The sequence below is a fragment of the Gordonia sp. 11cp genome (assembly GCF_057767225.1).
In genome coordinates this window covers 3470265-3497133 of sequence record NZ_CM173437.1, presented here as the reverse complement: position 1 = coordinate 3497133, position 26869 = coordinate 3470265, and the positions used below count along the sequence as shown (strand labels likewise).

Sequence of the window (26869 nt, the reverse complement as noted above, 5' to 3'; positions counted from 1 at the left end):
AGCGGCGGATCCGACATCGGCGGAGCTGCCCTGATGGCCCGCAACGCCACCGATCGGGATCCGAGTCTCTACCTGGAACTCGACCGGAGGCAGTGGCGTGAACTCCGCGAGTCCATGCCCCTGGTCCTCAACGAGGACGAGCTGGCCGAACTCGTCGGCCTCGGTGAGCAGATCGACCTGGACGAGGTCGCCGATGTCTATCTGCCGCTGTCGCGTCTGATCCACCTGCAAGTCGCTGCGCGGCAACGGTTGTTCGCCGCGACCTCCACCTTCCTCGGCGAGCGGCAGACCAACCGTCAGGTGCCCTTCGTCATCGGGATCGCCGGCAGCGTCGCGGTCGGGAAGTCGACGACGGCACGTGTGCTCGCCGCCCTCCTCGCCCGATGGGAGTCACACCCCAAGGTCGACCTGGTCACCACCGACGGTTTCCTGCTCCGCACCGACGAGATGCAGCGCCGGGGCATTCTGCACCGCAAGGGGTTTCCCGAGTCGTATGATCGCCGGGCGCTGCTCCGCTTCGTCACCGAGGTGAAGTCGGGTGCGCGCGAGGTCGCCGCGCCGGTGTACTCGCACCTCGCCTACGACATCGTGCCCGACGTCTATCACTATGTGCGCCAGCCCGACATCCTCATCCTCGAGGGCCTCAACGTGCTCCAGACCGGAGAGACGCTGATGGTGTCGGACCTGTTCGACTTCTCGATCTACGTCGACGCCAAGATCGACGACATCGAGTCCTGGTACATCTCCCGCTTCCTGCAGATGCGGACGACCTCGTTCGCCAACCCCGACTCGCATTTCCACGCGTACGCGTCGCTGACCGACAAGCAGGCGACGGCCGCGGCACGGGATCTGTGGACCTCGATTAACCGCCCGAACCTGATCGAGAACATCCTGCCCACCCGGCCCCGGGCGTCACTCGTGCTCCGCAAGGATCACGACCACTCGATCAACCGGGTGCGTCTGCGGAAGCTCTGATTGACGACGTGGCTCGTCGCTCGTCGAGTCCGGCCGGGTAGGCCCCGGCGAGTGCGATGCGATTCCAGGCGTTGATCATCACGATCGAGGCGACCAGCTGACCGGTCTCGGCGGCGTCGAAATGTGCACGCACCGAGTCGAACACGTCGTCGGGAACGCCGTACTCGCCGATCCGCGTGACACTCTCGGTGAGTGCGAGCGCGGCCCGCTCGGCGGAGGTGAACGCCGGACCGGCCTCGCGCCACGCGGCGATGAGCATCAGTTTGTGCGTGTCGATGTCCTTGGCGAGGGCATCGGAGGTGTGCATGTGCAGACAGTATGCGCACCCGTTCAGTTGCGACGCCCGGATCACGATGAGTTCGGCCAGTTCCGGGTCGACGCCGGCCGACGCTGCCCGCTGCAGTGCGACGAGAGCCTTGTAGACGGACGGGTTGTCCTGCGGTATCCACATTCTCGTCGCCGGTCGGGTGTCGGAGCTCATCGCCGGCCTCCGGCCCGGGCGCGCTCACGACCGGCCAGCCACCCGTCGAGCGTCGTCGTGGTCACCACGTCCGGATGGGCGGGCACGAGCCCGCCACCCCGGATCGCCGGCCCGCCGAACCGGACGCCCAGCACCCAGCGCGGCGATCCGGTTTGCGCGGCAACCGCTTTCGCGACATCGACCAGGTCCATCTCCACCGGCCCGCCCACCTCGACCTTCCGCTTGCCCGACGGACCCGCGGTCACCTCGTCGACAACGGCCACGGCCACGTCGGCAACGGCTGCCGGGGCGCAGCGCAGCCTGGGCACCGCGGCGACCGGACCGAATCTCATCCTCGACATCATCTGCTCGGCGAGTTCGAACCACTGCACCGAGGCGAGGACGGTGAGCGCGGCGGGGTCCACGACCTTCGCGTAGGCCGCTTCCTGGGCCGCCTTTCCCTGGTAATAACCGAATTTGGCATTCACCGCGGGGACGTCGGCATTGACGATCGACACCACGACCACGTGTTTGACGCCCGCGGTCGTCGCGGCGCGCCCGATATGGGTCGCCGTGGTCTCGAAGAAGTCGATCGCCTCCGCGGCCTTCAACGTCAGGAGACTGAGGCAGTCGACGACGGCGTCGGCACCGTCGAACGCCGCCGCGAGGCCGGTTCCGGTGTAGGCGTCGACGCCGCTCGCGCGATTTGCGCGCACCACCTCCTGCCCACGCTCGACGAGAAGGTCGGCGACCCGACTCCCCAGTACACCGCTGGCGCCCACGACCACGATCTTCATCTCGTTCCTCCTCAAGGACGGACATCTCGTTGTTCCGGGTTTAGGCTAGGCCGCAATTAGCTCAAGAAAGTGGTCCAATCCGATGGCAGAAAAACGGGTCAATTCGACGGTGGCCGATCCGTGGGCCGAAGTCGCCGAACGGCTCGGGGCGGACCTCTTCCTGGATCTGCAGCCCGATCCCGGCGCGGGTGCCCGAGGGCGGGGTGCCACACGGCGCCGGGCCCTCACCGAGGCGCTGCGCTCGGCGATCCTCGACAGTCGTCTGCCGGCGGGCACCGCACTGCCGCCCTACCGGTCCCTCGCCGCCGACCTCGGCCTGGCGCGCGGCACCGTGTCGGCGGTGTACTCCGAACTCATCGCGGAGGGATGGCTGACCGCGCGACAGGGATCGGCCACCAGGGTCGCCGAGGGTGCCGCGCGCCCACCGGAGGCCCCCGATCCCGGCGCATCCACCGCGCTGCCCGCACTGCGCCACGACTTCTCGCTGGGGCGTCCGTGTGCCGGGATGTTCCCGCGCAACGACTGGATTCGCGCCACCCGCCGCGCCCTCACCGAAACCCCGGACGAGGTCTTCGGACCGGCCCATCCCCGCGGACGCGTCGAGCTGCGGAGCGCGCTCACGAGCTACCTCGCCCGCACGCGGGGGGTCCGCACCACCCCGGACCAGGTCATCCTCGGCACCTCGGTCCTGTCGGCGCTGGAGTTGTTGGCGCGGACCGTGATCGGCGAAGTCATCGCCGTCGAGAGTCACGGCCTGCCCTTCCATCGGCACGCCCTCGAACGCGGTGGTGCACGGGTCGTGCCGGTGCGCATCGATTCCGACGGCATGGTGATCGACGAGCTCGAGCGCACCGGGGCCTCCGCGGTGCTGCTGACCCCCAGCCACCAGTTCCCCACCGGCGTCGCCCTCTCGCCGGCCCGGCGGATGCAGGTGGTCGACTGGGCGCGGCGCTCGGGCGCCGTCATCGTCGAGGACGACTACGACGGCGAGTTCCGCTACGACCGCGAACCCGTCGGCGCGCTGCAGGCACTCGGACCCGACGTCGTCGTCCACACCGGTTCGCTGAGCAAGAGCCTGTCACCGGCCGTCCGCGCCGGCTGGCTCGCCACCCCGGCGCACCTGGTCGAATCCGTGTTGCGCGGCAAGGGATTCCGCGAATCCGACGCGAGTATCGTCGACCAGCTGACGCTGGCCGAGCTGATCGGCTCCGGCGCCTATGACCGGCACATCCGCCGCAGCCGACAGGCCTACCGCACCCGGCGCGACGCGCTGGTGGAAGCCCTGGCCGGGATCGGCCTGGAGGTGCCCGGCGTCGCCGCGGGCCTTCACGCGCTGATCCCCGTCGCGCATGCCGACGAGGGGGCGATCGTGCACCGCGCGTACGAACGCGGGATCGCGGTGACCGGGCAGTCCCTGTTCCGCCATCCCGACGCCGATCCGCTGCCCTCCGGCGGACTGGCGGTCGGCTTCGGGACCCCCGCGGCGTCGACCTTCGGCACCGATCTCACCGCACTGACCGGCCTGCTCGCCGACTCCGTCGCACACTGACCGCCCGGCCGGGACCGACACCGCCAGTTGGCTACTTGCCGAACCGCCGACTCCGCGCCGAGTAGTCGCGCAGGGCGCGCAGGAAGTCCACCCGGCGGAACTCCGGCCAGTAGGCGTCGGTGAACCAGATCTCCGAATAGGCGCTCTGCCACAACAGGAATCCCGACAGCCGCTGCTCCCCGGACGTCCGGATCACGAGGTCGGGGTCGGGCTGGCCCTTGGTGTAGAGGTTGGCGTCGATCGCCTCCACGGTCACCGCATCCACCATCTCGGCCGCGCTCGCCCCCGCCGCCACCTTCTCCTCGAGCAACGCTTGCACCGCGTCCACGATCTCCTGCCGTCCGCCGTACCCGACGGCGACGTTCACGTTCATCCCCCGCCGTTCGGCGGTGCGCTCGGCGGCCGCCCGCAGCCGTCCGGCGACCGCATCGGGCAGCGAGTCCAGGGTGCCGACGATGCGGATCCGCCACTCGCCCTCGGGCGCGGAGATCTCGTCGACGATGTCCGGCACGATCTCGAGGAGCGCGTCCAGCTCGTCCGAGGAACGGTTGAGGTTCTCCGTCGACAGCAGATAGATGGTCACGGCTTCGATGCCCAGGCCGGCACACCAGCCGAGCATGTCCGCGATTCGCTGAGCGCCCACCCGGTGTCCGTGGCTGACGTCCTCGAACCCGGCCTCGCGCGCCCATCTCCGGTTGCCGTCGCAGATGATCGCGACGTGCCGCGGCAGGCGCTCGGTGTCGAGGAGCTGGATGAGCCGGCGTTCGTAGACGGAGAGTACGGGTCGTCGAAGCCGGTCCGGCAGCAGCTTCATCGTCGCGTCGTTCCGGCGTCGTGTCGGCCTCGTGTCACGCAGGACACCTTACGCGCCGAGACGCACCCCGCTGATTCCCCCGCATCGGCCCGGGTGACTCCGTCCGTGCATGCCGGTCACGCCGCCGATGCGTGAAGTTACGGTACCGTAGGTTCGGTGAGCACGTTGCTGAATTCGCCGGCCGACGTCCGCCCACGCCTGCGCGGAGTGATCCACCACTACTCGGCCTACGTCGCAGCCGTCGCCGGGCTCGCCCTGGTCATCGGCGCCGCGACGGTCGGCGACCCGGTCGCCGTCGTGCCGTGCGCCGTCTACGCGGTCACCGTGCTCGGACTCTTCGCGATCAGCGCGGGCTATCACCGGATCCCGTGGAAGACCGCACGCGCCCGGACCCGTATGAAGCGCGCCGATCACGCGATGATCTTCCTGTTCATCGCCGGCACCTACACGCCGTTCTGCGCCCTGGGTCTTCCCTCGCCGACCAGCTGGTGGGTCCTCGGCATCGTCTGGGCGGGCGCGACGGCCGGCGCGGCGCTCAAGATCGTGTGGCCCGGCGCGCCCCGCTGGCTCGGGGTCACCCTCTACATCGTGCTCGGCTGGGTGATCGTGGCCGTCGCGCCGGCGCTCGTGGGCGAGACCGGCGTGCTCGTCATGGTCCTGCTCGCCATCGGTGGCGTCTTCTACAGTGTCGGCGGCGTCCTCTACGCCGTGCGCTGGCCCGATCCGTGGCCGGAGACCTTCGGCCACCACGAGGTGTTCCACGCCTGCACCGCGGTCGCGGCCCTGTTGCACTACGTCGCCGCCTGGCTCGTCGTACTGGGCTGACCTGCCCTTTCGATGACCGCGCGTGGTCTGGGCCGGTTGATCATCGCTATGCTCCTCGCGTGAACCCGGACATGCGCGCCATCCACCGCCTCCGCGGTGGGGTCGTCGGCGCGCTGTCGGCGAGCACGGCGGTGGGGGCGCACGGCCTCGCGGCCGGGTCCTTGCCCGCCACGACGTCACTTCTGATCATGACCGCCGCGTGCACCGCACTCGGCTGGGCGATCGGCGCGACGTCCCGTCGTCGTCCCGGGTGGTTCACCACGATGGGACTCCTCGCGTCGGGGCAGCTGCTCGCGCACGCCTCCCTCACCGCACTCGACGCCTCGTCGAGCCATCACACCGCCGCGGCGGCACTCACGCATGCACCCAGCCACACCATGCTGCTCGTGCACGCGATCGCGACACTGCTCACCGCCGCCGCGATCGGAATCGCCGAACCGGCCCTCCTCACCATCCTGACCGCGATCGTCGCGCTCATCCGGGCCGTCCTCGACCCACCCGCCGACGACGTCACCGCACTCGTCCCTCTCTCGGCACACGACGACGCGCGGCCCCGGCTGCGCGCCATCGCCGCACTCGACACCCGCGGCCCCCCAGCCCTCACGCGCTGATCCATTCTCCGCCGACCCGTCATCCCGACGGGCCGGTCGGTGCGCGGTTGCCATCCCACCCGATCGTGGTCGATTCCGCGTGCCGTCTTCCGCATGAGAGGCCAACACGTGTCCTTACCCAACCTGTCCCGTCCCGCCGACAACCAGGACGGCGACGCCCCCGTCCGCCGGTCCACACCGGCCGTCTGGCAGCCGTTGCTCCGACGCCTGCACTTCTACGCCGGCATCTTCATCGCCCCGTTCCTGGTCGTCGCGGCCATCACGGGCGGGCTCTACGCCATCGCCCCGTCGGTCGAACAGGTCGTCTACCGCGACCAGCTCCACACCGAGAGCACCGGCGATGCCCGTCCGGTGTCCGAGCAGGTCGACGCGGCGGTCCGACTCCGCCCCGACCTCACACTGTCCGCGGTACGTCCGGCGACCGAGACCGGCGACACCACCCGGGTCCTCTTCGACGACCCGGACCTGGGGGCGTCGAAGCGCCTGGCCGTGTTCATCGACCCGGTGACCCTCGACTCGACCGGTGAGCTGGTGTCCTACGGCAGCAGTGCGTCGTTGCCGCTGCGGACCTGGCTCAGCGAATTGCACCGCAATCTCCATCTCGGCGAACCGGGCCGGATCTACAGCGAACTCGCCGCCTCCTGGCTGTGGGTGATCGCCCTGGGCGGTCTCGCCCTGTGGATCTCGGCGTTCCGCGCTCGGCGCGAGCGGCGCCTCGCTGAGCTGGTCACCGCGGACCGGTCGGCGACCGGACGCACCCGCACCCGTAACCGGCACGGGGTGATCGGCGTGTGGATCGCGGTGGGACTCGTCTTCCTGTCCGCGACCGGACTGACGTGGTCGAAGTACGCGGGCGACAACGTCTCCGACCTTCGCACCGCCCTGAGCTGGACGACCCCCGGCATCGACACCGCATTGTCCGAGCCGCCGTCGGAACCTGCCGGCCACGGGGACCACGGGGACCACAACGCACCGGGCGACCACGAACCGGATGTGCCGACGACGTCCGGCGAAACGGTGTCGCAGCTCGACCGTGTCGTCGAGACCGCGCGACGTGCGGGTGTCGACGGCGAGGTCGAGGTGTCGATTCCCGCCACCGCGGACACGGCGTTCACCGTCGCGCAGACGAGGCAACCCTGGCAGTTCGGCCAGGACTCGATCGCGGTGAACGGTGCCAATGGTGTCGTGGTGGACGAATCCCGGTTCGCCGACTGGCCGCTCGCCGCGAAACTCACCACCTGGGGTATCGCCCTGCACATGGGGATCCTGTTCGGCTGGGTGAGCCAGCTCGCGCTCCTGCTCCTGGCGGTGGCGCTGGTGATCCTCATCGCCCGCGGCTATCAGATGTGGTGGCAGCGCCGGCCGCGACGCTCCGGGGCGCTCGCGGTGGGCCGGCCCCCGGCTCGCGGTGCGCTGCGCCGGGCGTCCTCACCCGCGGCCGTCGCGGTCGCCGTGGTCGCGGTGGTCGTGGGCTGGTACGTGCCGCTGCTGGGACTCAGCCTCCTGGGTTTCCTCGCGGTCGACGCCGCACTCGGAATCCGCCGACGTCGCAGGGAGAGCGGTATGTCGGCGTAACCGGGGCCGACGGCCGGCGGGGACGTCGTGGGGCGGTCGTCGCAGACTTCACCTTCCCATCACGTCCCCGCCGCCTGGGCGTGGAACCCAGGTCAGGTGATCCTGGTCGGGTGAGGCCATGGGCACATCGCGACGACGATTTCTCGGCTGGTCGGCGCTGGTGGCAGGTCTGGCGTTCAGTCCGGACGTCCTCGGGGGCAGGTCACCGGCAGTACCCACCCCGGCACAGTCCGCGGGCGTGTTCGGTCTCGGCGTCGCGTCGGGCGATCCCCTCCCCGACGGCGTCGTGCTGTGGACGCGGCTGTCGCGCAACCCCTTCGCGCCGGGTGGCGGCATGGAGCCGAGGCCGGTCCGGGTCGACTGGGAGGTCGCCGCCGACGAGTCGATGACCCGGATCGTGCGTCGGGGAACCGTCCACGCGACACCGGAGTGGGGACACAGCGTGCATGTCGACGTCCGCGGACTCGCGCCGGCCGCCGATCATTTCTACCGGTTTCGAGCACTCGGCGAGATCTCCACCGTCGGACGAACCCGCACGGCACCAGCACCTTCCGCGCACGTCGACACACTCACGCTGGCCGTGGCGACCTGCCAGAACTGGGCCGACGGCTACTACCATGCCTACGCCGACCTGGCCGCACATGCGCCCGATGTGGTCCTCCACCTCGGCGACTACATCTACGAGAAGCCGACCCCCGCGCAGGGCGGCGCGAGAACCACTGCCGCGCTTCCTCTCTCGGCAACCCGAGAGGCTGTCGACCTCGACGACTACCGGGAACGGTACGCGCTGTACAAATCCGACCCGGACCTGCAACTCGCTCACGCGATGGCGCCGTTCGTGATCACCTTCGACGATCACGAGGTGGACAACAACTGGGCCGCAGCGGTTCCCGAGGACGGCACACCGCCTGTCCCGTTCGCGCTGCGCCGGGCCCGCGCCCTGCGCGCGTGGTGGGAGAACACCCCGGTCCGGGTCACGGCCCGGCCGAACGGAACCGTGGTGCGCGCGCACCGGCGGCTGGGTTTCGGCGACCTCGTCGACCTCACTCTCCTCGACACCCGTAGTCACCGCAGCGATCAGGTCAACGGGGACAACGACACCGGGCAGAACGAGCACACCGCGGACCCGTCCCGCACCATCCTCGGCGCCGCGCAGGAACGATGGTTGCTCGACGGCTTCGCGTCCTCACGGCACCGCTGGGACGTGCTCGGCCAGCAGGTGCCGATGGCCGACCTCGCCCGGACCGTCGGATCGACCCGTGCGGTCAGCATGGACGGCTGGAGCGGCTACGAGGCGTCTCGCGCCCGGATACTCGACGGCGCCGCCGACCGCGGCGTGCGCAACCTGGTGTCCCTCGCCGGTGACATCCACCGCAGCGTGGTCACCGACCTCCGGACCTCGTACACCGATGACTCAGCGGTGCGCGGAGTCGAACTCGCCGCGACGTCGATCACCTCGGGCGGCGACGGGGAGGACAGCGACGACGGCGACCGCCGGCTGAAGGAGGCCTCACCCCACGTCCGGTTCGGCAACTCACAGCGCGGATACCTGCTCAACCGGATCCACTCCGACCGGTGGGAGGCCGAGTTCCGCGTGACGCCGTCCGTGCGGTCGCCCCGGGGAACGCTGCACCGTCGAGCGCTCATCACGATCCCCGACTCGACCGCCGAAGTCGACGTCGTGTGAACCCCGGTCCTTTCGGGGATCAGCCCCGCGCGAGCGCCGCCAGGACCTGAGCGCTGGCCTCCCAGCCCATGCACTTGTCGGTGACGGACTTGCCGTACACCAGCGGGGTGGCCTCGGTCGACTGCGCGCCGGGCTCGAGGAAGCTCTCCAGCATGACGCCGCTGACGGTCGAGGGCTCACCGGCCTCGCGGGCCGCCCGGAGGCGGGTGGCGATCTCGGTGGCGACCTCGGCCTGGCGAACGTGGTCCTTGCCCGAGTTGGCGTGCGAGCAGTCGATCATGACCCGGGCCGGCAGCCCTGCCGCGGCGAGCGCCTCGGCCGCCGCCGACACCGACTCCGCGTCGAAGTTGGGGCCGCGCGTTCCCCCGCGCAGGATGATGTGGCAGTCCTCGTTGCCCGCGGTCTCCACCACGGCGCCGTTGCCGAAGTCGTCGACTCCGAAGAAGACGTGTTCGGCCGCAGCAGCTTTCACGCCGTCGATGGCGACCTGGACGTTGCCGTCGGTGCCGTTCTTGAACCCGATCGGCATGGACAGACCGGACGCCAGCTGACGGTGGACCTGGGACTCGGTGGTGCGGGCACCGATGGCACCCCACGCGACCGCGTCCGCGATGTACTGCGGGCTCGTCGGCTCGAGGAACTCGCAGCCGACGGGCAGACCGAGGTCGATGATGTCGAGCAGCAGCGACCGGGCGGTGCGCAGACCGCGCTCGACGTCGAAGGTGTTGTCCATCCCGGGGTCGTTGATCAGACCCTTCCACCCGACCGTCGTGCGCGGCTTCTCGAAGTAGACGCGCATGACGATCTTGAGACGCTCGGCGTAGGCATCGGCCAGCGGCGCGAGGCGGCGGGCGTAGTCGATGGCCGCGATCGGGTCGTGGACCGAACAGGGGCCGACGATGACGAGCAGGCGGTCGTCACGTCCGGCGAGGATGTCGGCGATCTCGTCCCGGTCGCGCTGGACGGCGACGGCTCGTCGTGCCGACAGTGGCAGTTCGCTGCGGACGGTGTCGGGCGAGGGGATCGGACGGAATGCCCGGATCCGGCGGTCGGATGTCGATTCGGCGTTGTCGTCGGATCGGATCGGGAGGTCCGGCAAGGTGGTCACGTCGTGTGCCTTTCGAGGTCATGCCCGTTGTCGATGTTGCGGCGAGGCATGCCCAGGTGTGGTCGGAGCCCCGCTCAAATGACAAGAGCAGCGACCGTCTGGTCGCTGCTCTGGGCTCCGGGTGTGTCGTGCGTGCGTCAGTTCAACGCGTCATCGTGGCCCCACCCGGAGCCTCGATAAAGCGCCAATACGCGCGCACGGTGCTGATCACGGCGACCACAGTAGCACAGGGTTTCGCCACCCCGATTTTCACGGGTGTCCCCGGTCGATCAGCTCGCTGAGCACGAGGATCGACTCCGATCGATCGACCGGGCCCGCGCGCCGGATGCGTTCGAGAGCCTGCTCGAGGTGCCGCACGTCACGGGCCATGACGCGCAGGATGGCGTCGGCCTGACCGGTGACGGTCGCGGCGCTCACGACTTCGGGGATGGGCTCCCATGCGGCCTCGAGTTGTTCGGGCGAGATGTTGCCGCGGCAGTAGACCAGGACGTAGGCCTCGGTGGTCCACTGCATCGCCCGGGGATCGACGACGGCGGTGAATCCCCGGATGACGCCGTCGGCGACCAGGCGGTCGACGCGTCGTTTGACCGCGGGAGCCGACAGCCCCACCTGTTCGCCCATCTGCTGGTAAGTGGCGCGGGCATCCCGGGTGAGACATGCGAGTACCTGCTCGTCGAGATCGTCCAGTGATCGCAACAGAAGCCTCCCCTTCCGGCCCTGTTCGACGATCTGTTGCGCGAATGCGCAAGATACGTCGATTGTTTGCACCAGTACCCGACGATACGCTCGATCCATGACGATGACGAGCCCTGCAGCCGACACACCCGGCCGCGTCGGCCCGTCCGGTGCCGCGGACGACACATCTACCGCAGATTCGCTCGAACCCCATGTGGCACACAACTATTCGCCCCTGCCGGTGATCGCGGCCACGGCTGAGGGAGCGTGGATCACCGATGTCGACGGTCGCCGTCACCTCGACTGCCTCGGCGCGTATTCGGCGGTCAACTTCGGTCACCGCCATCCCCGCATCGTCGCCGCCGCCCTCGATCAGCTCGCGCGGGTCACGCTCACCAGCCGCGCCTTCCGGTCCGATCGTCTCGAACCCTTCTGCGCCGCACTGGCTTCCCTGTGCGGCAAGGAGATGGTCCTGCCGATGAACACCGGCGCCGAAGCGGTGGAGTCCGGGATCAAGGTCGCCCGCAAATGGGGTTACGACGTCAAGGGCGTACCGGAGGGCCGCGCCACGATCGTCGTGGCCGCCGGGAACTTCCACGGACGCACCACGACCATCGTCTCGTTCAGCGACGATCCCGCGGCGTACACCGGATTCGGGCCGTACACACCGGGATTCGTGCGCGTGCCGTTCGGCGACGTGGCCGCGCTCGACGCCGCGATCGACGAGAACACCGTGGGTGTCCTCCTCGAACCCATCCAGGGCGAGGCCGGCGTCGTCGTACCTCCCGACGACTATCTGCCCGCCGCGCGAGCCCTCTGCACCGAGCGCAACGCCCTGCTCATCGCCGATGAGATCCAATCCGGCCTCGGCCGCACGGGGCGGACCTTCGCGGTGGAGCACTGGGGTGTCGAACCCGACGTCTACCTGCTGGGTAAGGCGCTGGGCGGCGGCCTGCTGCCCGTGTCGGCGGTGGTGGCCGACCGTCACGTCCTCGGCGTCCTGCACCCCGGTGAACACGGATCGACCTTCGGCGGCAATCCTCTCGCCGCGGCCGTCGGCCACACCGTCGTCGACATGCTGTCCGACGGGACATGGCAGCGCCGGGCGGCCGACCTGGGTGAATACCTGCACGCACGCCTGCGTGACCATGTCGGGAACGGTGTGGTCGCTGTGCGTGGCCGCGGACTCTGGGCGGGCATCGACCTCGATCCCGCGCTGGGCACCGGCAAGGACTTCTGCCGACGGCTCTCCGAGCGCGGGGTGCTGGCAAAGGACACCCACGACTCGACACTGCGGCTCGCGCCGCCGCTCGTCGTCACCGAATCCGAGATCGACTGGGCGATGGAGCGATTCGCCGCGACCCTACGAGACCGTCGCTGACTGCCGGCCACGATTGAGCCACCAGGTGCTCGTCGAGAGCACGGTGGCGAATGCGCACCACGCCGGGTAAGGCGCCAGCGCGGCACCTGCTGCCGGGTTGTTCTGTGCGGTACGCCGCGCGAGATCGGCACTGCTCACGGTGAGCGCCGCCGCCGCGAACGACGCGGTTCCGAGTGCACCCCGGCCGAAGTAGATCCAGCTCCATCCGCCGTTGAGCACGAGGTTGGCACCGAGCGCCGCGAGATACCTCTGTCGTTGGTCGTGATCGCCCTTCTCGTCCAGGTCGTCCAAAGTGGCGGCGGACGTCACGGCCATGTCGGCGTACAGCGCGGTCCACGCGACCGGGAAGGCCCAGTCGGGCGGCACGAACGACGGTTTCGCAAGCTTCGGGTACCAGGTCTCGACCGCCGGTTTGGTCACCAGGCTGCCGATGGCCGCCGCGGCTGCGGTCGCGACTGACGTCCCGATCAGAGTGGAGATGCGCATGACTCCACTCTTACGCCCTGACTCAGGTGTCGGCGGGCCGCCGTTCGTCGGTGCCGGCGGCGCTCGTGGCATCCGGCGTCCCGGGCGAGTCCGATGTCGCGGTGGTCGACTCGGCCGGACCGGGCGAGTCGGTGCCCTCGTCGAAGGCCTGATCGGCTTCGGGGTGCTCGGTGTCGAAGGATGCGGGCAGCTTCTTGAGCTGCCGGTTCATCGACCAGATGAGGAACGCGGTGCCGACGAGCAGCAGCAAGATGACCAGCAGACCCAGCGGTGAGGCCTTGCCGAACTCCGGGCCCTGCGGCTCCTCCGCCAGGACCATCACGGTGTGCACGACGGTGCTGTTCATCACGCCTCGATCCCGGCGAACAGATCGGTCTCGGGCAGCGCCGTCTTGACCCGGGTCTTGGCGAGCTCGAACTCCTCGGTCGGCCACAGACGCTGCTGCCACTCCAGCGGCACCGCGAAGAACACCCCGTTCGGGTCGATCTGTGTGGCGTGCGCGCGCAGCGCATCGTCACGCTGCGGGAAGTACTTCGAGCACTCGACCTGCGTCGTGACGCGTCCCATGAGGTCGCCGCGACTCGGGTCCCAATTGCTGAGCCACTCGGCGAACGGACTCTCCTGGCCGTGTCGCGCGAACTCGTCGGAGAACAGCACCATCCGGTCGCGGATGAATCCGTGGGTGTAGTAGAGCTTCGACACCGTCCACGGCTCGCCGGCCTCGGGGAATGCGTCCGGGTCGCCGGCCTGCTCGTAGGCCGCGACCGACACCTCGTGGCACCGGATGTGGTCGGGATGCGGGTAACCGCCGTGCTCGTCGTAGGTGATGATCACGTGCGGGCGGAACTCGCGAACGACGCGCACCAGCGCCTCGGTGGCCTCGTCGAGGGGCACCGTCGCGAACGAACCCTCCGGCAGCGGCGGCAGCGGGTCCCCCTCGGGAAGCCCGGAGTCGACGAAGCCGAGCCAGGTCTGCCGGACCCCCAGCGCCTCGGCGGCCTTGGCCATCTCCTCGCGACGGACCTCGGTCATCCGCTCTTTGATGCCCGGCCGGTCCATCGCCGGATTCAGGATGTCCCCACGCTCACCGCCGGTGAGTGTGACGACAAGCACTTCATTGCCCTCGGCCGCATATTTCGCGGTCGTCGCCGCACCCTTGCTCGATTCGTCGTCGGGGTGTGCGTGCACCGCCATCAGACGGAACACACCCGACTTGGGGTCGCCGACGTGGGATTCGGTCACAGTTCCTCACCTTCGGATCGCTACTCCTCCCATGGTAGGTATTGACGCGTGAACAGTTCGGACGGGGGCGCCGCAGACGCCGGTGACACACCGCGCGCGACGCCTGACACGGCACGACCGCAGAGCGGTCCCCGCGCCACCTACCCGGAACATTCGGAAACCGCCCGAGGTCGTCGGCGCTGGTTCGTCGCCTTGTCGATTCTGGTCGTCGTGGCGGGTGTGGCGCTCGCGGTCATCGGCTACAGCAAGTTCTCCACGGCCGACGTGACCGGCGAGGCCACCGGATACGAGATCCTCGACGACTCGACCGTCGCCGTGCAGTTCACGGTCGAACGTTCCGACCCGAGCCGGCCGGCGGCCTGTGTGGTGCGCGGTCGTTCCCGTGACGGCGGCGAGACGGGCCGACGCGAGATCCTGATCCCCGCCGACTCCGCGGAACGCATCGGCGTCCGCACCGAGATCACGACGTCGAAGCCGCCGGTCATCGGTGAGGTGTTCGGCTGCACACTCGACGTGCCCGCCTACCTGAAGCCAGCGGACCAGTGACCGCCCCGACCGGACACAGCGAAGCGCAGGCGCCGCGCGCCGCCTTCGCCTCGATCGGCAGCCGCTACTTCCCCCTCCTGGTCGCGTTGTTCGTCGGCGTCATGCTGATCAGCAACGTCACCGGGACCAAGGGAGTGGTGCTGTTCGACGACTGGCTCCACATCGATCTGGGTCCCATCCAGATGAACGGACTGGTGACCGACGGCGCCTTCTTCCTGTTCCCGCTCGCCTACGTCCTGGGCGACGTGATCAGCGAGGTCTACGGATTCCGGGCGATGCGTCGCACGATCCTGGCCGGATTCGCGGTGCTGGTCCTCGCATCATTGTGTTTCTGGCTCACCATTCATCTTCCGGCCGCCGATTTCTACGAGGGGCAGGAGTCTTTCGAGACGGTCGCCGGAGTCGTCCCACAATTCCTGCTCGCCGGATTGGCCGGATATGTGGTGGGCGAATTCCTCAATTCCTTCGTCCTGGTCAAAATGAAGGAACGCGCCGGGGAACGTCACCTCTGGGCACGACTGCTGGGCTCGACGATTGTCGGCGAATTCGCCGACACCCTCGTCTTCTGCTCGATCGCGGCCACCGCTCTGGGCATCTCCACCTGGGGAGACTTCCTCAACTACACGATCGTCGGGTTCATCTGGAAGACGCTCGTCGAAATCGTCATCATGCCGCTGACGTATTTCGTTGTGGGATGGCTGAAGCGGGCGGAACCGACGTATCAGGACGCACTCGAGACGGCGTCGCGCGGCACAACCGATGTGCCATAGGTCTCATCACCTGGTACCCTCGACAGATACACGGCTCCGCAAGGGGTCGTGTTGCTGCATTTATAGCAGTCCATATGCCCCTGGTGTAAACGGTCGCCCGGGGCGCGGACAACACAAAGGAGTGACCGATGACCGACACCCAGGTGACCTGGCTGACCCAAGAGTCGCACGACCGCCTCAAGGGCGAACTCGACTCGTTGATCGCCAACCGTCCGGTCATTGCCGCCGAGATCAACGAGCGTCGCGAAGAGGGCGACCTCAAGGAGAACGGCGGCTACCACGCCGCTCGCGAAGAGCAGGGTCAGCAGGAAGCGCGCATCCGCCAGCTGCAAGAACTGCTGAACAACGCCAAGGTCGGCGAGGCGCCGACCCAGTCCGGCGTCGCACTGCCCGGTTCCGTCGTGACCGTCTACTACGACGGTGACGAGAAGGACACCGAGACCTTCCTCATCGCCACCCGCGAGGAGAGCGGCCAGGGCGGACTGGAGACTTACTCCCCCAGCTCGCCCCTCGGAGCCGCCCTCATCGACGCGAAGGTCGGCGAGACCCGCGAGTACTCCGTGCCCAGCGGCGCCACCATCAAGGTGACGCTGGTCAGCGCGGAGCCCTACCACGGCTGATCGGATTCTCGAACAGAGCCCGGGACGACACGGTCGTCCCGGGTTCTGTGTTTTCTGGGGCGCCGTGACCGGCGTTGGGACTACGCGTTGTCGACGCCGTATACCGCCTGCTCGGAAGTGAAACCCTCGTACTCGAGCTGCTCGATCAGACCCTGCCGCGAGAACGCCATCATCGATCGATAGTCGCGGGCCTTCTTCACCGCCTGCTCGTTCCAGTCGACGGCACCCTGGGCCTCGACCGCACCCACCGCGTATGTGGCGTCGGCAGTCGAGAATCCCTCGTACTCCAGTTGCTCGATCAAACCCGTCTCCGAGAACGCCATGAGCGACAAGTATTCCTCGGCCTTCGCCACCGCGCTCGTCTGCTCCCACGTCGCGAGCGATTCTGCACCTGCCGTCGACATCGGATTCAGGGACACACCGGACACCTGGCTCGACGACGCGCTGGCCATTGCGGCTCGGGAACCGCCTTGGGCGTCAATCGGGAGGAGTGCCAACGTGATTCCGCAGACCCCGGTGACGCCGGCGATCAGCCACGGCCACAAACGAGGTGCCGCCGGCGGGTGCGATCCGGTCGGCGATGTGCGGCGGGAACGGTGGGAACCAGCATTCTGGGGGTCGGTCATCGTCGTGGCCTCTCGTGATGTGCGGTTCCTGGGAAGCGGCTCCGCGTCTGGGGACACATTGACATCGACGTCCGACAAATTCGTTGCTGCACACTGTCATCCGTTCGGAGGAGTTTCTCGACGCCGGGCATCCGCAACATTCGACAGGAAGACTTCAACTCGACCGATGGACTTCGATCGAAGTCCAGGAGTCGAGTTGAAGTTCATCGGTCAGGCGGCGGTCAGCTTGTCCAACCACGGCCGGAGCAGATCCGCCAGCTCGCCGCGTTCCAGCGTTCCCCACGTCCACCGGATCACCATGATCCCCTGCGCGCGCAGCGCGTCCTCCCGACGCTTCTCCCGGATGAGGGCATCGCGCGGGGTCTCACCTGGGCGCAGCAGGCGACCGTACTTCTGCAATCCGTCGAACTCACCGACAAGTATTCCGTCCCAGTCGAAGTCGGTGCGCGCGGGTCCGACGTCCGTCTGAAACGTGTGCTGCAGTCGCGGCATCGGGAACCCGGCCTCGATCATCTGTGCCCGACTCCACGACTCCCCCACACTCTCCGACGCCCCGTCGGCATGAGGAAATGCACGCCGGGCGATCCCCGCACCTCGCCATCGCCGACGCGACTGGATAAGACGCGCCATCGTGCCGGCATCGGCGGCGGCAGCGAGAGCACGGTCGAACACGACCAGCGCCTGTCCGAAGTCACCGCTCATCGCCAGGTCCACCGCAGTCCGCTCGAGACTCGTGACCCGGACACCGTCGATGTCGACGATCTCGTCGGACGCCACCGGTCCGGCATGGACGGTGCGCAAGCCATGCCCGAAGCCACCGACCTTCTCCGTCTTCGTGAGGTGCACGACCTCACGTTCCGGGTGGAGCAGCGCGAGCGCGTGGACGGCAGCCGCCGAATCGTGACTCAGGACCGACCCATTGCGGTCCCGAGCAGACGTAGCCACCGCGATGGATCTGAGTCGGTAGATACGATCGGCGGAATCCTCAGCTGACGACGTGTCGGCCGGGACCGCGCAGACCCCCGGGGCGAGACGAATCAGTTCGCCGCGCCGTAGTGCGGCAGTCACCGCGTCGTCGTTGATCCCGAGCCGCAGGGTCGTATCTCGCCGGATGAGACCGAATCGGTCGGTCGGAAAAGTGGTCACGGCACTTAGACGCACCCGTGCCGCTCACGGATCCTTCAGATCAGAACACCGACGCGCGACGACCGGCGAACCTCAACTCGACCGATGGACTTCGATCGAAGTCCAGGAGTCGAGTCGAGGTTCACCGGTTGAGCCCACCGTTCTACCCCAGGTGTGGTCGAACTACCTACCTTCAGGACTCGGCGTTGTCCGCCCCGTATGCAGCCTGTTCCGGCGTGAATCCTTCGAACTCCAGCTGCTGGACGAGACCCTGGCGTGACATGGGCGACACCGCTTGGTACTCGCCGGCCTTCTTGGCCGCCTGCTCATTCCAGTTCACGTCTCCGTCAGACTCCAACTTGTCCACCGCCACCACGGCGTCCGCGTTTGAGTAACCCTCGAACTCCAGTTGCTTGATTAGTCCGGACTTCGAGAACCCGGACAGGGACAAATAGTCTTCTGCCTTCGACACGGCGTTCTTCTGCTCAGAGGACAGGTCCTGCTCAGCTGGTGGCTGGGTCTCCGTAGGCTGACCTGGCGTCGCGGCCTCGTCAGTCGCGGAATCTCTTCGCTCACTGGGATTCTGAGGTACGGATGAAGCACCCGAATCCGCCGTGGTGTCCGTGTCGTCCGACCCTCCACCAGAGGTGGCCGCGAGGATGATGATCAGCAGGATCACGAGGGCCCCCAGGACCCAAGGCCACTTCTTCTTCTTGGCAGGTGGGGCCGGGTACGGCTGGGGTCGAGCACCGTACTGGGGAGTGCCGTACTGGGGAGTGCCGTACTGCGGTGCCCCGGGTTGTGGGGGTTGCCCGTATTGCTGTCCCTGGTAGGGCTGGCCGTAAGGAGGCTGCTGACCCGGGTTGGGGCCGGGATATGGATTCTGGGGGTCGGTCATCGTAGGTCCTTCTCTATCGTGCGGCACCTGGGAAGCGGTCCCGCATCTGCACGCACTGTCGCATCGAGGTCTGACAAAACCGTTGTCGCACAATGTCATCCGAACAGATGAACCTTCCAGCCGCCTCGCCCCGCCCCTCCGGGTCCGCGACGCGCCCGAGGCGCCGGTCGGGGTCCCGTGCTTGAATGTGACCCATGGCACGTTCTCATGAGCTGCAGACCTTCGATCTCGACTTCTTCGACGATGCGCCGGTCCGGCATGTCATCGACGTCCGCCTGCCGGTCACGCCGGAACGCGCGTGGGCCGAGTTCACCCGTCAGCACACCCTCGACTGGTGCCGCGCGATCAAGAAGATCGAGTTCGTGTCACCGCCGCCGTACGGTGTGGGGACCCAGCGCCGGGCGGTGCTCGGCCCCGGCTATGTGACCCTCGAGGAAGACTTCTTCGACTGGACCGAAGATCCGGAGAACGGGCACTACCGCAACGGTTTCCGGGTTCTGAGGGCGAATGTCCCGGGTATCCGGCGGTTCGGCGAGGCGACCGAGATCTCGCGTGCCGACGTGGGCTGTCGGCTCAAGTGGACCTTCGCGCTGGAGCTGCCCACCTCCTCGCGTGTGGTCACCGCCTTCTCCGGTCCGGCGTCGTCGACCGTGTACAAGACCATCGAGGCCGACACCCTCAAACACTTCGCGGATCTCGAACCGGCCAGGTGAACCGCTCAAAGGCCTCAGGACACGACGGCGATCGCCACGGATGACCGGTCGGTCATTCCGTTCGACGAGACGGTCAGCATGCCCCGGCCGAGTTCCTCCGCAAGACGGGTCAGCACTCGGACCGATCGCCGGTTTCGTCCGCCGGCGGTGGACTCCCGATCGACCGGCACGCTGAACGAATCCACGTCGACGACCTCCGGGCGGCAACCGTCGATCGAAGCGGCACGCCGGAGCTTTCGGTCGTGAGTCAACACGTGCACCACGACCATGTCCACGACGGGAGGTGCATCCTCTTCACCGAGTGTTGCGCGCCGCCAGCACAAGCCGTCGATCCCGACGTCGGCGTGGTCGGAAGCCGACAGCCCGGCCGGTGATCGATGACGGCCCGCGGACTTCTCGAACAACGCGATGCCGGCATCGCCCAACGTCGACAGGACGTGGGGGTCCAGAACGGCACCCGCGACATCGGATTCGCCGTCCCGAACACCAGTGATCACCTCGACTGCGGGAGCCGTGATCCAATGCACGGGAGCATCGGCGAGCTCCAACACCGTGACCGCGAGCTGCCCGGACCACCAGCCGGCGAGCGCGAAGAGTCCGTGCACCTCCTCCAGCGCGACCTCCCGTTCGGCGTACTCTTCCGGACCGAGCACCACCAAGCCGTCGTCCGCGTCATCGAGAACCTCCGCCACCTGGCCGGCTTCGGCCTCGAGTGCATCCAGCCGCTTGTTGACCACCCGTCGTCGCTCGTGGACATGATCCATCAGCTCGTGACGGACCTGATACGCGATCTGTGGCGTCCAGGCCGCCTCGGCGGAATGTGTGCGTCGTCCCATGGCGGGCAACGTAAACCGTCCAGCCCTCGCAGCCGCACCATGAATCCACAGCGTGAGCACTGTCCACAGGCCACAACGGTGTCCGAGCGTTCCGCGGGACACTTCGTCCGATGCGCGACAGAACCACGTAAGCGCACGCAAGCCCGACGACAGGAACCCGGTCCACAGTTGTCGTCATGACAACGACAACCACTCCCCGGCCCGGCGCCGGGCCCGCTCCGTCCCCCCGCACCGACCTAGCGATCGAGGCGCGCGGACTCGTCAAGCACTTCGGCTCGACCCGCGCGGTCAACGGCGTCGATCTCACCGTCCCGACCGGATCGGTGTACGGCGTCCTGGGACCCAACGGTGCCGGAAAGACGACCACCGTCAGCATGCTGGCCACCCTCCTGCGTCCGGATGCCGGAGCGGCACGGGTCTTCGGCTACGACGTCGTCGACGACGCGGTCGCGGTACGTTCGCTCGTCGGCGTCACCGGGCAGTACGCCTCCGTCGACGAGGATCTCACCGCCACCCAGAACCTGGTGCTGTTCGCCCGCCTGCTGGGCTTCTCACGGACTGCGGCACGTTCGCGCGCCGACGAGTTGCTCGAGGAGTTCGCCCTCACCGACGCCGCGGCCCGGCCGCTGAAGAACTTCTCCGGCGGCATGCGTCGACGCCTCGACCTCGCGGCCAGCCTGATCGACACCCCGCCGCTGCTGTTCCTCGACGAACCGACGACCGGACTCGATCCGCGAACTCGTGCCCAGATGTGGGACACCATCCGTCGCCTCGTCGCGGGCGGGTCGACGGTCCTGCTCACCACCCAGTACCTCGACGAGGCCGATCAGCTGGCCGACCGCATCGCCGTCATCGATCACGGTCGGGTCATCGCCGACGGCACGGCCGACGAGCTCAAGCACTCCATCGGTGCCAGCACCCTCCAACTCGTCGCGACCGATCGTGCTGATGCACCCCGCGTGTGCGAGATCGCGGAGTCGATCCTCGGGCAGAAGGCCGCGCTGAGCCCGGAGGCGGCGCGGACGACGGTTCCGCTCAGTTCCGCCGATCTCGTACCCGATGTGCTGATCGCGCTGCGCGAGAACGGGATCGGCATCGAGGAGATCACCGTGCAGAAGCCGAGTCTCGACGAGGTGTTCCTCACCATCACCGGTAGGCCGGCGCAGACGGATTCCGACGCCGACGCACCCGGGCACCAGTCATCCGACACACATCCGTCCGACACCACACAGGAGGCCCACGCATGACCGCCACCATCGACAGTCCCCCGTCGACCCCGATCACGACCCGCGCCACACGCGCCCGGGTGAAGACCTCGATCAGCCTGGCCGAGTCGTTCCGGCAATCGTTCAGCATGGCCTACCGCGGTGTGCTGAAGATCCGGCACAACCCCGAACAGCTATTCGACGTGACATTCCAGCCGATCATCTTCACGCTGATGTTCACCTACATCTTCGGTGGCGCGATCAGCGGCAACGTGGAAGCCTATCTGCCGGTGATCATTCCGGGCATCCTCGTGCAGACCGTGATCATGACCTCGATCGTCACCGGCACCCAGTTGCGTGAGGACATGGACAAGGGTGTCTTCGACCGGTTCCGTTCCCTACCGATCGCCCGGATCAGCCCACTCGCCGGCGCCCTGCTCGCCGATGTCATCCGCTACTCCATCGCAACCGTGCTGACCGTGGTGATTGGCGTGTTGATGGGCTGGCGGCCCGACGTATTCGGCGTGATCGCCTCGGCCGCACTCATCATCGTGTGCAGTTTCGCGGTCTCGTGGATCTTCGCACTGATGGGCTGCCTCATGAGCAAAGCATCTGCCGTGCAGGGGATTTCGATGATGATCATGTTCCCGCTGACCTTCATGTCGAACGCCTTCGTCCCGGTCGACACCATGCCTGGCTGGTTGCAGGGCTTCGTCAACGTCAACCCGGTCAGCCACCTCGTCACGGCGGTGCGCGAACTGACGAACTCCGGTCACGCCGGCATCCATGTCGTGTGGGCCCTGATCGGCGCAGCGGTGATCACCGCCGTGTTCGCCCCCCTCGCGGTGCGGGCCTACATGCGCAACGCATGATCGCGGATCACGCCCGCGAGTTCGTCCACGGCGGTGTGGCGCGGCACGATCGGGTGCCGGGCCACACCGCCGTGGTCCCGGTGTCGCTCCAGCGCCCAGTGCCGAGCCCACTGCAACGACGGATAGTCCTGTCGTCCGGGCAGACTCAGCGTCAACTCGACAAGGCGTCGACAGAGGGGGTCCGGCCCCCGGTCCGCCCCGTACAGCACGGTGAACGCCGCGGCCACGGTGCCGGCCTGCGGAAGGTCCTGCCAGCCGGGTCCGAACGTCATGTCGTCGAGTCCCTTCACCATCTGCGGGACCAGTTCCCACGCCGCCCCGAGATCCCCGCACCGCACCAGCCCGGCCACACATCCGCTGACCACCATCAGCACCGCCGGGTCGGCGACGCCGAAGGGATGATCCCGCAGCATGACCCGTGCCGCCCGCGCGAAGGCCGCTGCGACCTCGGCATCGGGCACACCGTCGACGAGCGCGAGTTCGGCGACGCAGAGCAGTGCCGGCCCGGTCACCTCTGGATTGCCCTGCGGGTCCTCGATGTCGAGCTCCCAGTCGTCGGTGATGACCGCGAGTTCGCGACGGGCTTCGGCGACCCGGCCGTCGGCGAGCAGGGTGAGCACCAGGAAGGTCTGGAGCTGGCGGACGTCCTCGACCGCGTGCAGGCGACCCAGCAGGTCGATACCGACCCGGTACGTCGACGCCGCCGCGGCGTACCGGCCCTGCTGGGCGTACAGACTCCCGGTGCTCGACTGCCACATCCCCTGGAACCAGGGCGCATAGCGACTGCGGGCGAGCCATTCGCCGGATGCGATCGAGTCCCGGAGCGCGGGGCCCAGCAGCCCGCGGTTCTCCCGCAGGTGTGACCGCATCGTCAGCGCCAGTGCCCGCACCTCGTCGTCGGACGCGGTACCGGCCGCCAGGCAGATCAGTCGGTAGCCTCGAATCGCGTTTGGCGCCAATGCGACAGCGGACAAGAACTCGCTGGCACGATCGAAGGTCAGACGGGCGCGATGCAAACCACGCAGGATGAACCTGGCGGTGGCGACCACCCGGAGTTCGCCGGTCATCATCCCGTGCACCGCACCGACGATGGCGGTCGCCTGCCAGTTCTCACGGACGGCGTCGTCGGGCGCCTCGGGCGGGCGCGGCAACGCCATCAACACCCGGGCACCCCACGCCCGCGTCTCCCCGTGCAGACCGCGAACCGTCCAGTGGTATGCCAGTGCCGGATACAGCGTCGTGAGCACCGCGACGACCTCGTCGGTCGGTGTCACGGAGGCGGTTTCGCACGCCGAACGGAGGATCCAGGTCAGATTGTCGGCCTCGCGCGCCATCCCGCCGGCACCGGCGAGATGATCCCCCTCCTCCGCCAGCTCGCGCATCCCGGTGACGAAGTGCACTGCCCAGCCACTCATCCGCGACTCGACCAGGACGGCCAGTTCGGCATCCATTCTGGTCTCGCCGAACTCCCGAACCATCTCCAGCATCCGGAAGCGCGCCGCACCATCGGTTTCGACCACCGAGAGCAGCGACTGGTTGGTCAGACTCTCGAGGGTGTCGTCGAGGACCGCCCCGGCGGCCCCGGTCACCGCTTGGGCGGCCGACCGGCCGAACCCCCCGGGAAAGCGGCACAGCTGCACCAGCGCCGCCCGGCCCGCGTCGTCGAGCAGTTCCCAACTCCACTCGATCACCGCGTAGAGGGTGCGGTGCCGGTCGGGCGAGGTGCGATCGGCAGAACGCAGAAGCGCGAACTTCTCCCCCAGGCGGTCGGTGATCTCCTCGACCGTCATCGTCCGGACACGGGCGGCCGCCAGCTCGATGGCCAGAGGCAGTCCGTCGAGGTGGCGGCAGAGTTCGACGACGCGGTCGGTGGGCAGGTCGGCGTCGGGTCGCACGGCGCTCGCACGAGTCCGGAACAGCTGCACCGCAGGTGAATCCGCATCCGCAGCCGCCAGGACGGGCAGTTGGTGCACCTGCTCACCGACGATGGCCAACGGCGTGCGGCTCGTGGACAGGACACGGAGGCCCGGTACCGCGGCGGTGAGCTCGCCGACGATCCGGGCGCACGCGTCGACGATCTGCTCGCAGTTGTCGAGGATCACCACCGACGCCCGCTCGCGCAGCACATCCTCGAGACGTGCGGTCAGGTCCCCGGGGGTCATGCGGGGGCGACCGGTTGCGGAGAGGTCGGACTCACCGACCCCGAGTGTCGCGGCGATCGCCGGGATCACGTCCTCGTCGGACCGCACCGAGGCGAGCGACACGAAGTAGACCGGGACCCCCGCCTCATGCAGCCGGTGCCCGATCTCGGTCGCGACCCTCGTCTTGCCGACCCCACCCGGACCGAGCACGGTCACCACGCGACCGGTGTCGAGCATGCCCGCCACGGTGTCGAGGTCAGCGACGCGTCCGATGAGTTCGGTGGTGGGTGAGCGCAATCCGACGGCACGCGCGGAGCGTGGTGCGCCGGTCTCCGGCGGTGCCGCAGCGAGGATCTCGGCGTGGACCCGGGCCACCTCGGGGCCCGGGTCCACGCCCAGCTCGGTCGACAGTCGGCGTCTGAGCCGGTCGAACACGACGAGCGCCTCGGCGTCGCGACCCTCTCCGGCGAGCGCCCGCATCAGGGCAGAATGCGCCGACTCGTCGAAGGGATCTCGGGCGCAGAGCTTTTCGGCGACGAATCGAGCGGTTGAATAGTCGCCCGCGGTGAGCGCGACCGTCAGCTGCGCGGTGTCGAGCGCGTCCTCGAGACGTCGAATCCGTGCGGACAGCATCGCCACCACCGGGGACCCGTCTCCGAGATCGTCGCCGGGCACACCGCGCCACCACTGTCGCGCCTGGTCGAGCCCGGCCCGGTCGCCGTCGGCGAGCAACCTCTCGACCACGTCGAGGTCAGTACGGCTGTCGCGCAACCGATAACCGTGTTCACCGCCCTCGAGAACACCCTCGGGCAGGAGCTTGCGCAGCCGGGACACCTGGGTGTGCAGCGCACTGTGCGGAGAACGCGGCGGATCGTCGCCCCAGACGTCGTCGATCAGGCGATCCGCCGAGCGCACGCGCCCCTCGGCGAGGGCGAGCGACACGAGCAGGCGTCGGGCCCGCAGACCCGGCACGCCGACGAGCCGGTCCGGGCTCTCCGCCCCCACCGGGCACGACGCGACCGCGATCGGGCCCAGCACACCGATCAGGGCGGGTCCGTCGGCAGACACCCAGACAGGTTAGCGCCGACCGTCACGTTCAGTCCCGCAGGAACCCCGCATCGGCGAGGGCCCGCCGGACGTCGTGCTGGTGGTCGTGTCCGCGGGTCTCGACGCTGACCGTCACCTGCACCTCGCCGAGATACAGGTCGTCGGCGACGCGCGAATGGACGACGTCGAGCACACTCGCGCCCAGGTCGCGGAGCAGCTCGAGGAGCGTGACGAGACCACCCGGACGATCGGAGACGGTGGCCGTCACGGTGAGGAAACGGCCGGCGGCGGTCAGGCCGTGCGTGGTGACATGGCGCAGCAGCAGCGGATCGATGTTGCCGCCGGACAGCACCACGCACACGGTTCCCGACAGCGCGAGCCGTCCGCTGACGGCGGCCGCGACCGCCGCCGCACCCGCGGGCTCGACCACGAGTTTGGCCCGTTCGAGCATCAGCAGCAGTGCCGTGCTCAGTTCTTCCTCGGTGACCGTGACGACCCGATCCACGAACTCGGCGACGTGCGCGAACGGGACGGCGCCGGGGGTTGCGACCGCGATGCCGTCGGCCATGGTGTTCATCGACGTCGCGGGCACGGGCCGCTCTTCGGCGATCGATGCCGGCCAGGCCGCCGCCTGCGCCGCCTGCACGCCGATCACCGACACCTCCGGACGACGCAGACGCACCGCGGCGGCGACACCGGCCAGCAGTCCACCGCCGCCGAGAGGCACGACGATCGTGGTGACATCCGGTATCTGCTCCAGGATCTCCACCCCGACCGTCGACTGTCCGGCCACGACGTCGAGGTGATCGAACGGATGGATCAGCGCCGCACCCGTCGCGTCGGCGTGACGCTGCGCCTCGACGAGCGCCTCGTCGACGGTCGACCCCGCGAGCACCACCTCGGCGCCATAGGCCTTCGTGGCGGCGATCTTCTGCAGCGCCGCCCCGGTCGGCATGTAGACCCGTGCGGGGATACCCAGATCCGAAGCCGCCCAGGCGACTCCCTGTGCGTGATTGCCCGCGCTGGCCGCGACGACGCCTCGCGCACGTTCCTCCGCCGACAACCGGGAGGTGCGCAGGTACGCCCCGCGCGGCTTGAACGACCCGGTGCGCTGCAGGTTCTCACACTTGAGCCACACCTGCGCTCCGCTGCGCTCGGACACCACCCGCGAGGCGATCGTCGGCGTCCGCCGGATCACCCCGGAGAGTTCCTGTGTGGCCCTGTCGATGTCCGCGGCGGTCAGCAGCATGGGACCAGTATCCGCCCGCTCGTGCGCCGGGCGGTC

27 protein-coding genes are annotated in these 26869 nt (G+C 68.5%); 13 read left to right on the top strand and 14 right to left on the bottom strand.

The features are described from left to right. Nucleotides 1-33 precede the first annotated feature (33 nt). Nucleotides 34-975, top strand: coding sequence for a type I pantothenate kinase (coaA, locus tag AC3B6C_RS15645; RefSeq protein WP_488373402.1), 942 nt, complete (start codon nt 34-36; stop codon nt 973-975). Here coaA and AC3B6C_RS15640 read toward each other — a convergent pair. Next, complete coding sequence (locus AC3B6C_RS15640) at nt 947-1456, bottom strand: carboxymuconolactone decarboxylase family protein (protein WP_488373401.1); 510 nt, start codon at nt 1454-1456, stop codon at nt 947-949. The two genes, coaA and AC3B6C_RS15640, sit on opposite strands and share 29 nt — an antisense overlap. Continuing rightward, nucleotides 1453-2232 carry an SDR family oxidoreductase gene (locus tag AC3B6C_RS15635; RefSeq protein ID WP_488373400.1) on the bottom strand — a complete coding sequence of 260 codons (780 nt, stop codon included), beginning with the start codon at nt 2230-2232 and terminating at the stop codon, nt 1453-1455. The genes AC3B6C_RS15640 and AC3B6C_RS15635 overlap by 4 nt, the downstream gene beginning before the upstream one ends. Nucleotides 2233-2314: 82 nt before the next feature. Here AC3B6C_RS15635 and pdxR point away from each other — a divergent pair, with 82 nt between their 5' ends. Next, on the top strand, nt 2315-3781 hold the full coding sequence (pdxR, locus tag AC3B6C_RS15630; RefSeq protein WP_488373399.1) for a MocR-like pyridoxine biosynthesis transcription factor PdxR: 1467 nt from the start codon (nt 2315-2317) through the stop codon (nt 3779-3781). A 31-nt stretch (nt 3782-3812) separates the two neighbouring features. Here pdxR and AC3B6C_RS15625 read toward each other — a convergent pair whose 3' ends face one another. Continuing rightward, complete coding sequence (locus AC3B6C_RS15625) at nt 3813-4595, bottom strand: isoprenyl transferase (protein WP_055474880.1); 783 nt, start codon at nt 4593-4595, stop codon at nt 3813-3815. Between the two features lie 156 nt (nt 4596-4751). Here AC3B6C_RS15625 and trhA point away from each other — a divergent pair, with 156 nt between their 5' ends. The 4 genes from trhA to AC3B6C_RS15605 all read left to right on the top strand — a co-directional run bounded on the left by trhA (nt 4752) and on the right by AC3B6C_RS15605 (nt 9293). Continuing rightward, entirely contained in the window at nt 4752-5420 is a 669-nt protein-coding gene (gene trhA / locus AC3B6C_RS15620) for a PAQR family membrane homeostasis protein TrhA (protein WP_055474881.1), read from the top strand. Between the two features lie 59 nt (nt 5421-5479). After that, complete coding sequence (locus AC3B6C_RS15615) at nt 5480-6031, top strand: hypothetical protein (protein WP_488373398.1); 552 nt, start codon at nt 5480-5482, stop codon at nt 6029-6031. Nucleotides 6032-6124: 93 nt separating this feature from the next. After that, the gene (locus tag AC3B6C_RS15610; RefSeq protein WP_488373396.1) at nt 6125-7606 is read left to right on the top strand and encodes a PepSY-associated TM helix domain-containing protein; all 1482 of its coding nucleotides are present in this window, start codon (nt 6125-6127) and stop codon (nt 7604-7606) included. A 118-nt stretch (nt 7607-7724) separates the two neighbouring features. Next, the gene (locus AC3B6C_RS15605; protein WP_488373395.1) at nt 7725-9293 is read left to right on the top strand and encodes an alkaline phosphatase D family protein; all 1569 of its coding nucleotides are present in this window, start codon (nt 7725-7727) and stop codon (nt 9291-9293) included. A 19-nt stretch (nt 9294-9312) separates the two neighbouring features. Here the strand turns inward: AC3B6C_RS15605 and AC3B6C_RS15600 are convergent, their stop codons facing one another. Both AC3B6C_RS15600 and AC3B6C_RS15595 read right to left on the bottom strand, forming a co-directional pair. Next, on the bottom strand, nt 9313-10401 hold the full coding sequence (locus AC3B6C_RS15600; protein WP_010841814.1) for a 3-deoxy-7-phosphoheptulonate synthase: 1089 nt from the start codon (nt 10399-10401) through the stop codon (nt 9313-9315). A gap of 249 nt (nt 10402-10650) precedes the next feature. Next, entirely contained in the window at nt 10651-11097 is a 447-nt protein-coding gene (locus tag AC3B6C_RS15595) for an Lrp/AsnC family transcriptional regulator (RefSeq protein ID WP_014926152.1), read from the bottom strand. Nucleotides 11098-11194: 97 nt separating this feature from the next. Here AC3B6C_RS15595 and rocD point away from each other — a divergent pair, with 97 nt between their 5' ends. Further along, a complete protein-coding gene (gene rocD / locus AC3B6C_RS15590; protein ID WP_488373394.1) occupies nt 11195-12457 on the top strand; it encodes an ornithine--oxo-acid transaminase in 1263 nt (420 codons plus the stop codon). Here rocD and AC3B6C_RS15585 read toward each other — a convergent pair. The 3 genes from AC3B6C_RS15585 to mca are packed head-to-tail and all read right to left on the bottom strand — an operon-like array spanning nt 12440 to nt 14185. Continuing rightward, nucleotides 12440-12943: a TspO/MBR family protein gene (locus AC3B6C_RS15585; RefSeq protein WP_488373393.1), complete on the bottom strand. Its 504-nt coding sequence runs from the start codon at nt 12941-12943 to the stop codon at nt 12440-12442. The genes rocD and AC3B6C_RS15585 overlap by 18 nt on opposite strands. 22 nt (nt 12944-12965) lie before the next feature. Next, nucleotides 12966-13289, bottom strand: coding sequence for a hypothetical protein (locus AC3B6C_RS15580; protein WP_488373392.1), 324 nt, complete (start codon nt 13287-13289; stop codon nt 12966-12968). Then, nucleotides 13289-14185: a mycothiol conjugate amidase Mca gene (gene mca, locus AC3B6C_RS15575; RefSeq protein ID WP_010841809.1), complete on the bottom strand. Its 897-nt coding sequence runs from the start codon at nt 14183-14185 to the stop codon at nt 13289-13291. The genes AC3B6C_RS15580 and mca overlap by 1 nt, the downstream gene beginning before the upstream one ends. 48 nt (nt 14186-14233) lie before the next feature. Here mca and AC3B6C_RS15570 point away from each other — a divergent pair, with 48 nt between their 5' ends. From AC3B6C_RS15570 to greA, 3 genes are all read left to right on the top strand, one after another. Continuing rightward, the gene (locus AC3B6C_RS15570) at nt 14234-14731 is read left to right on the top strand and encodes a DUF4307 domain-containing protein (RefSeq protein ID WP_010841808.1); all 498 of its coding nucleotides are present in this window, start codon (nt 14234-14236) and stop codon (nt 14729-14731) included. Beyond that, on the top strand, nt 14728-15501 hold the full coding sequence (locus AC3B6C_RS15565; protein ID WP_010841807.1) for a queuosine precursor transporter: 774 nt from the start codon (nt 14728-14730) through the stop codon (nt 15499-15501). The genes AC3B6C_RS15570 and AC3B6C_RS15565 overlap by 4 nt, the downstream gene beginning before the upstream one ends. 128 nt (nt 15502-15629) lie before the next feature. Next, nucleotides 15630-16121, top strand: coding sequence for a transcription elongation factor GreA (greA, locus tag AC3B6C_RS15560; RefSeq protein ID WP_010841806.1), 492 nt, complete (start codon nt 15630-15632; stop codon nt 16119-16121). A gap of 80 nt (nt 16122-16201) precedes the next feature. Here the strand turns inward: greA and AC3B6C_RS15555 are convergent, their stop codons facing one another. The 3 genes from AC3B6C_RS15555 to AC3B6C_RS15545 form a co-directional block, all read right to left on the bottom strand. Next, complete coding sequence (locus AC3B6C_RS15555; RefSeq protein ID WP_488373391.1) at nt 16202-16573, bottom strand: Ltp family lipoprotein; 372 nt, start codon at nt 16571-16573, stop codon at nt 16202-16204. 384 nt (nt 16574-16957) lie between these two features. Then, the gene (locus tag AC3B6C_RS15550) at nt 16958-17893 is read right to left on the bottom strand and encodes a hypothetical protein (protein ID WP_488373390.1); all 936 of its coding nucleotides are present in this window, start codon (nt 17891-17893) and stop codon (nt 16958-16960) included. Nucleotides 17894-18065: 172 nt separating this feature from the next. After that, nucleotides 18066-18551 (bottom strand): Ltp family lipoprotein, encoded by a 486-nt coding sequence (locus AC3B6C_RS15545; protein ID WP_488373389.1) that lies wholly within the window; start codon nt 18549-18551, stop codon nt 18066-18068. A 413-nt stretch (nt 18552-18964) separates the two neighbouring features. Here AC3B6C_RS15545 and AC3B6C_RS15540 point away from each other — a divergent pair, with 413 nt between their 5' ends. Continuing rightward, nucleotides 18965-19483, top strand: a complete 519-nt coding sequence (locus tag AC3B6C_RS15540; protein WP_014926144.1) for an SRPBCC family protein — start codon at nt 18965-18967, stop codon at nt 19481-19483. A gap of 14 nt (nt 19484-19497) precedes the next feature. Here the strand turns inward: AC3B6C_RS15540 and AC3B6C_RS15535 are convergent, their stop codons facing one another. Then, nucleotides 19498-20319 (bottom strand): hypothetical protein, encoded by an 822-nt coding sequence (locus tag AC3B6C_RS15535; protein WP_044506329.1) that lies wholly within the window; start codon nt 20317-20319, stop codon nt 19498-19500. 176 nt (nt 20320-20495) lie between these two features. Here AC3B6C_RS15535 and AC3B6C_RS15530 point away from each other — a divergent pair, with 176 nt between their 5' ends. Continuing rightward, nucleotides 20496-21566: an ATP-binding cassette domain-containing protein gene (locus AC3B6C_RS15530; RefSeq protein WP_488373388.1), complete on the top strand. Its 1071-nt coding sequence runs from the start codon at nt 20496-20498 to the stop codon at nt 21564-21566. After that, nucleotides 21563-22396 carry an ABC transporter permease gene (locus AC3B6C_RS15525; RefSeq protein WP_488373387.1) on the top strand — a complete coding sequence of 278 codons (834 nt, stop codon included), beginning with the start codon at nt 21563-21565 and terminating at the stop codon, nt 22394-22396. Before AC3B6C_RS15530 ends, AC3B6C_RS15525 begins: the two co-directional genes overlap by 4 nt. Here the strand turns inward: AC3B6C_RS15525 and AC3B6C_RS15520 are convergent. Together AC3B6C_RS15520 and ilvA are read right to left on the bottom strand one after the other, a co-directional pair. Next, a complete protein-coding gene (locus tag AC3B6C_RS15520) occupies nt 22378-25605 on the bottom strand; it encodes an AfsR/SARP family transcriptional regulator (protein ID WP_488373386.1) in 3228 nt (1075 codons plus the stop codon). The two genes, AC3B6C_RS15525 and AC3B6C_RS15520, sit on opposite strands and share 19 nt — an antisense overlap. Nucleotides 25606-25633: 28 nt before the next feature. Further along, on the bottom strand, nt 25634-26833 hold the full coding sequence (ilvA, locus tag AC3B6C_RS15515) for a threonine ammonia-lyase (RefSeq protein ID WP_488373385.1): 1200 nt from the start codon (nt 26831-26833) through the stop codon (nt 25634-25636). Nucleotides 26834-26869: the final 36 nt, after the last annotated feature.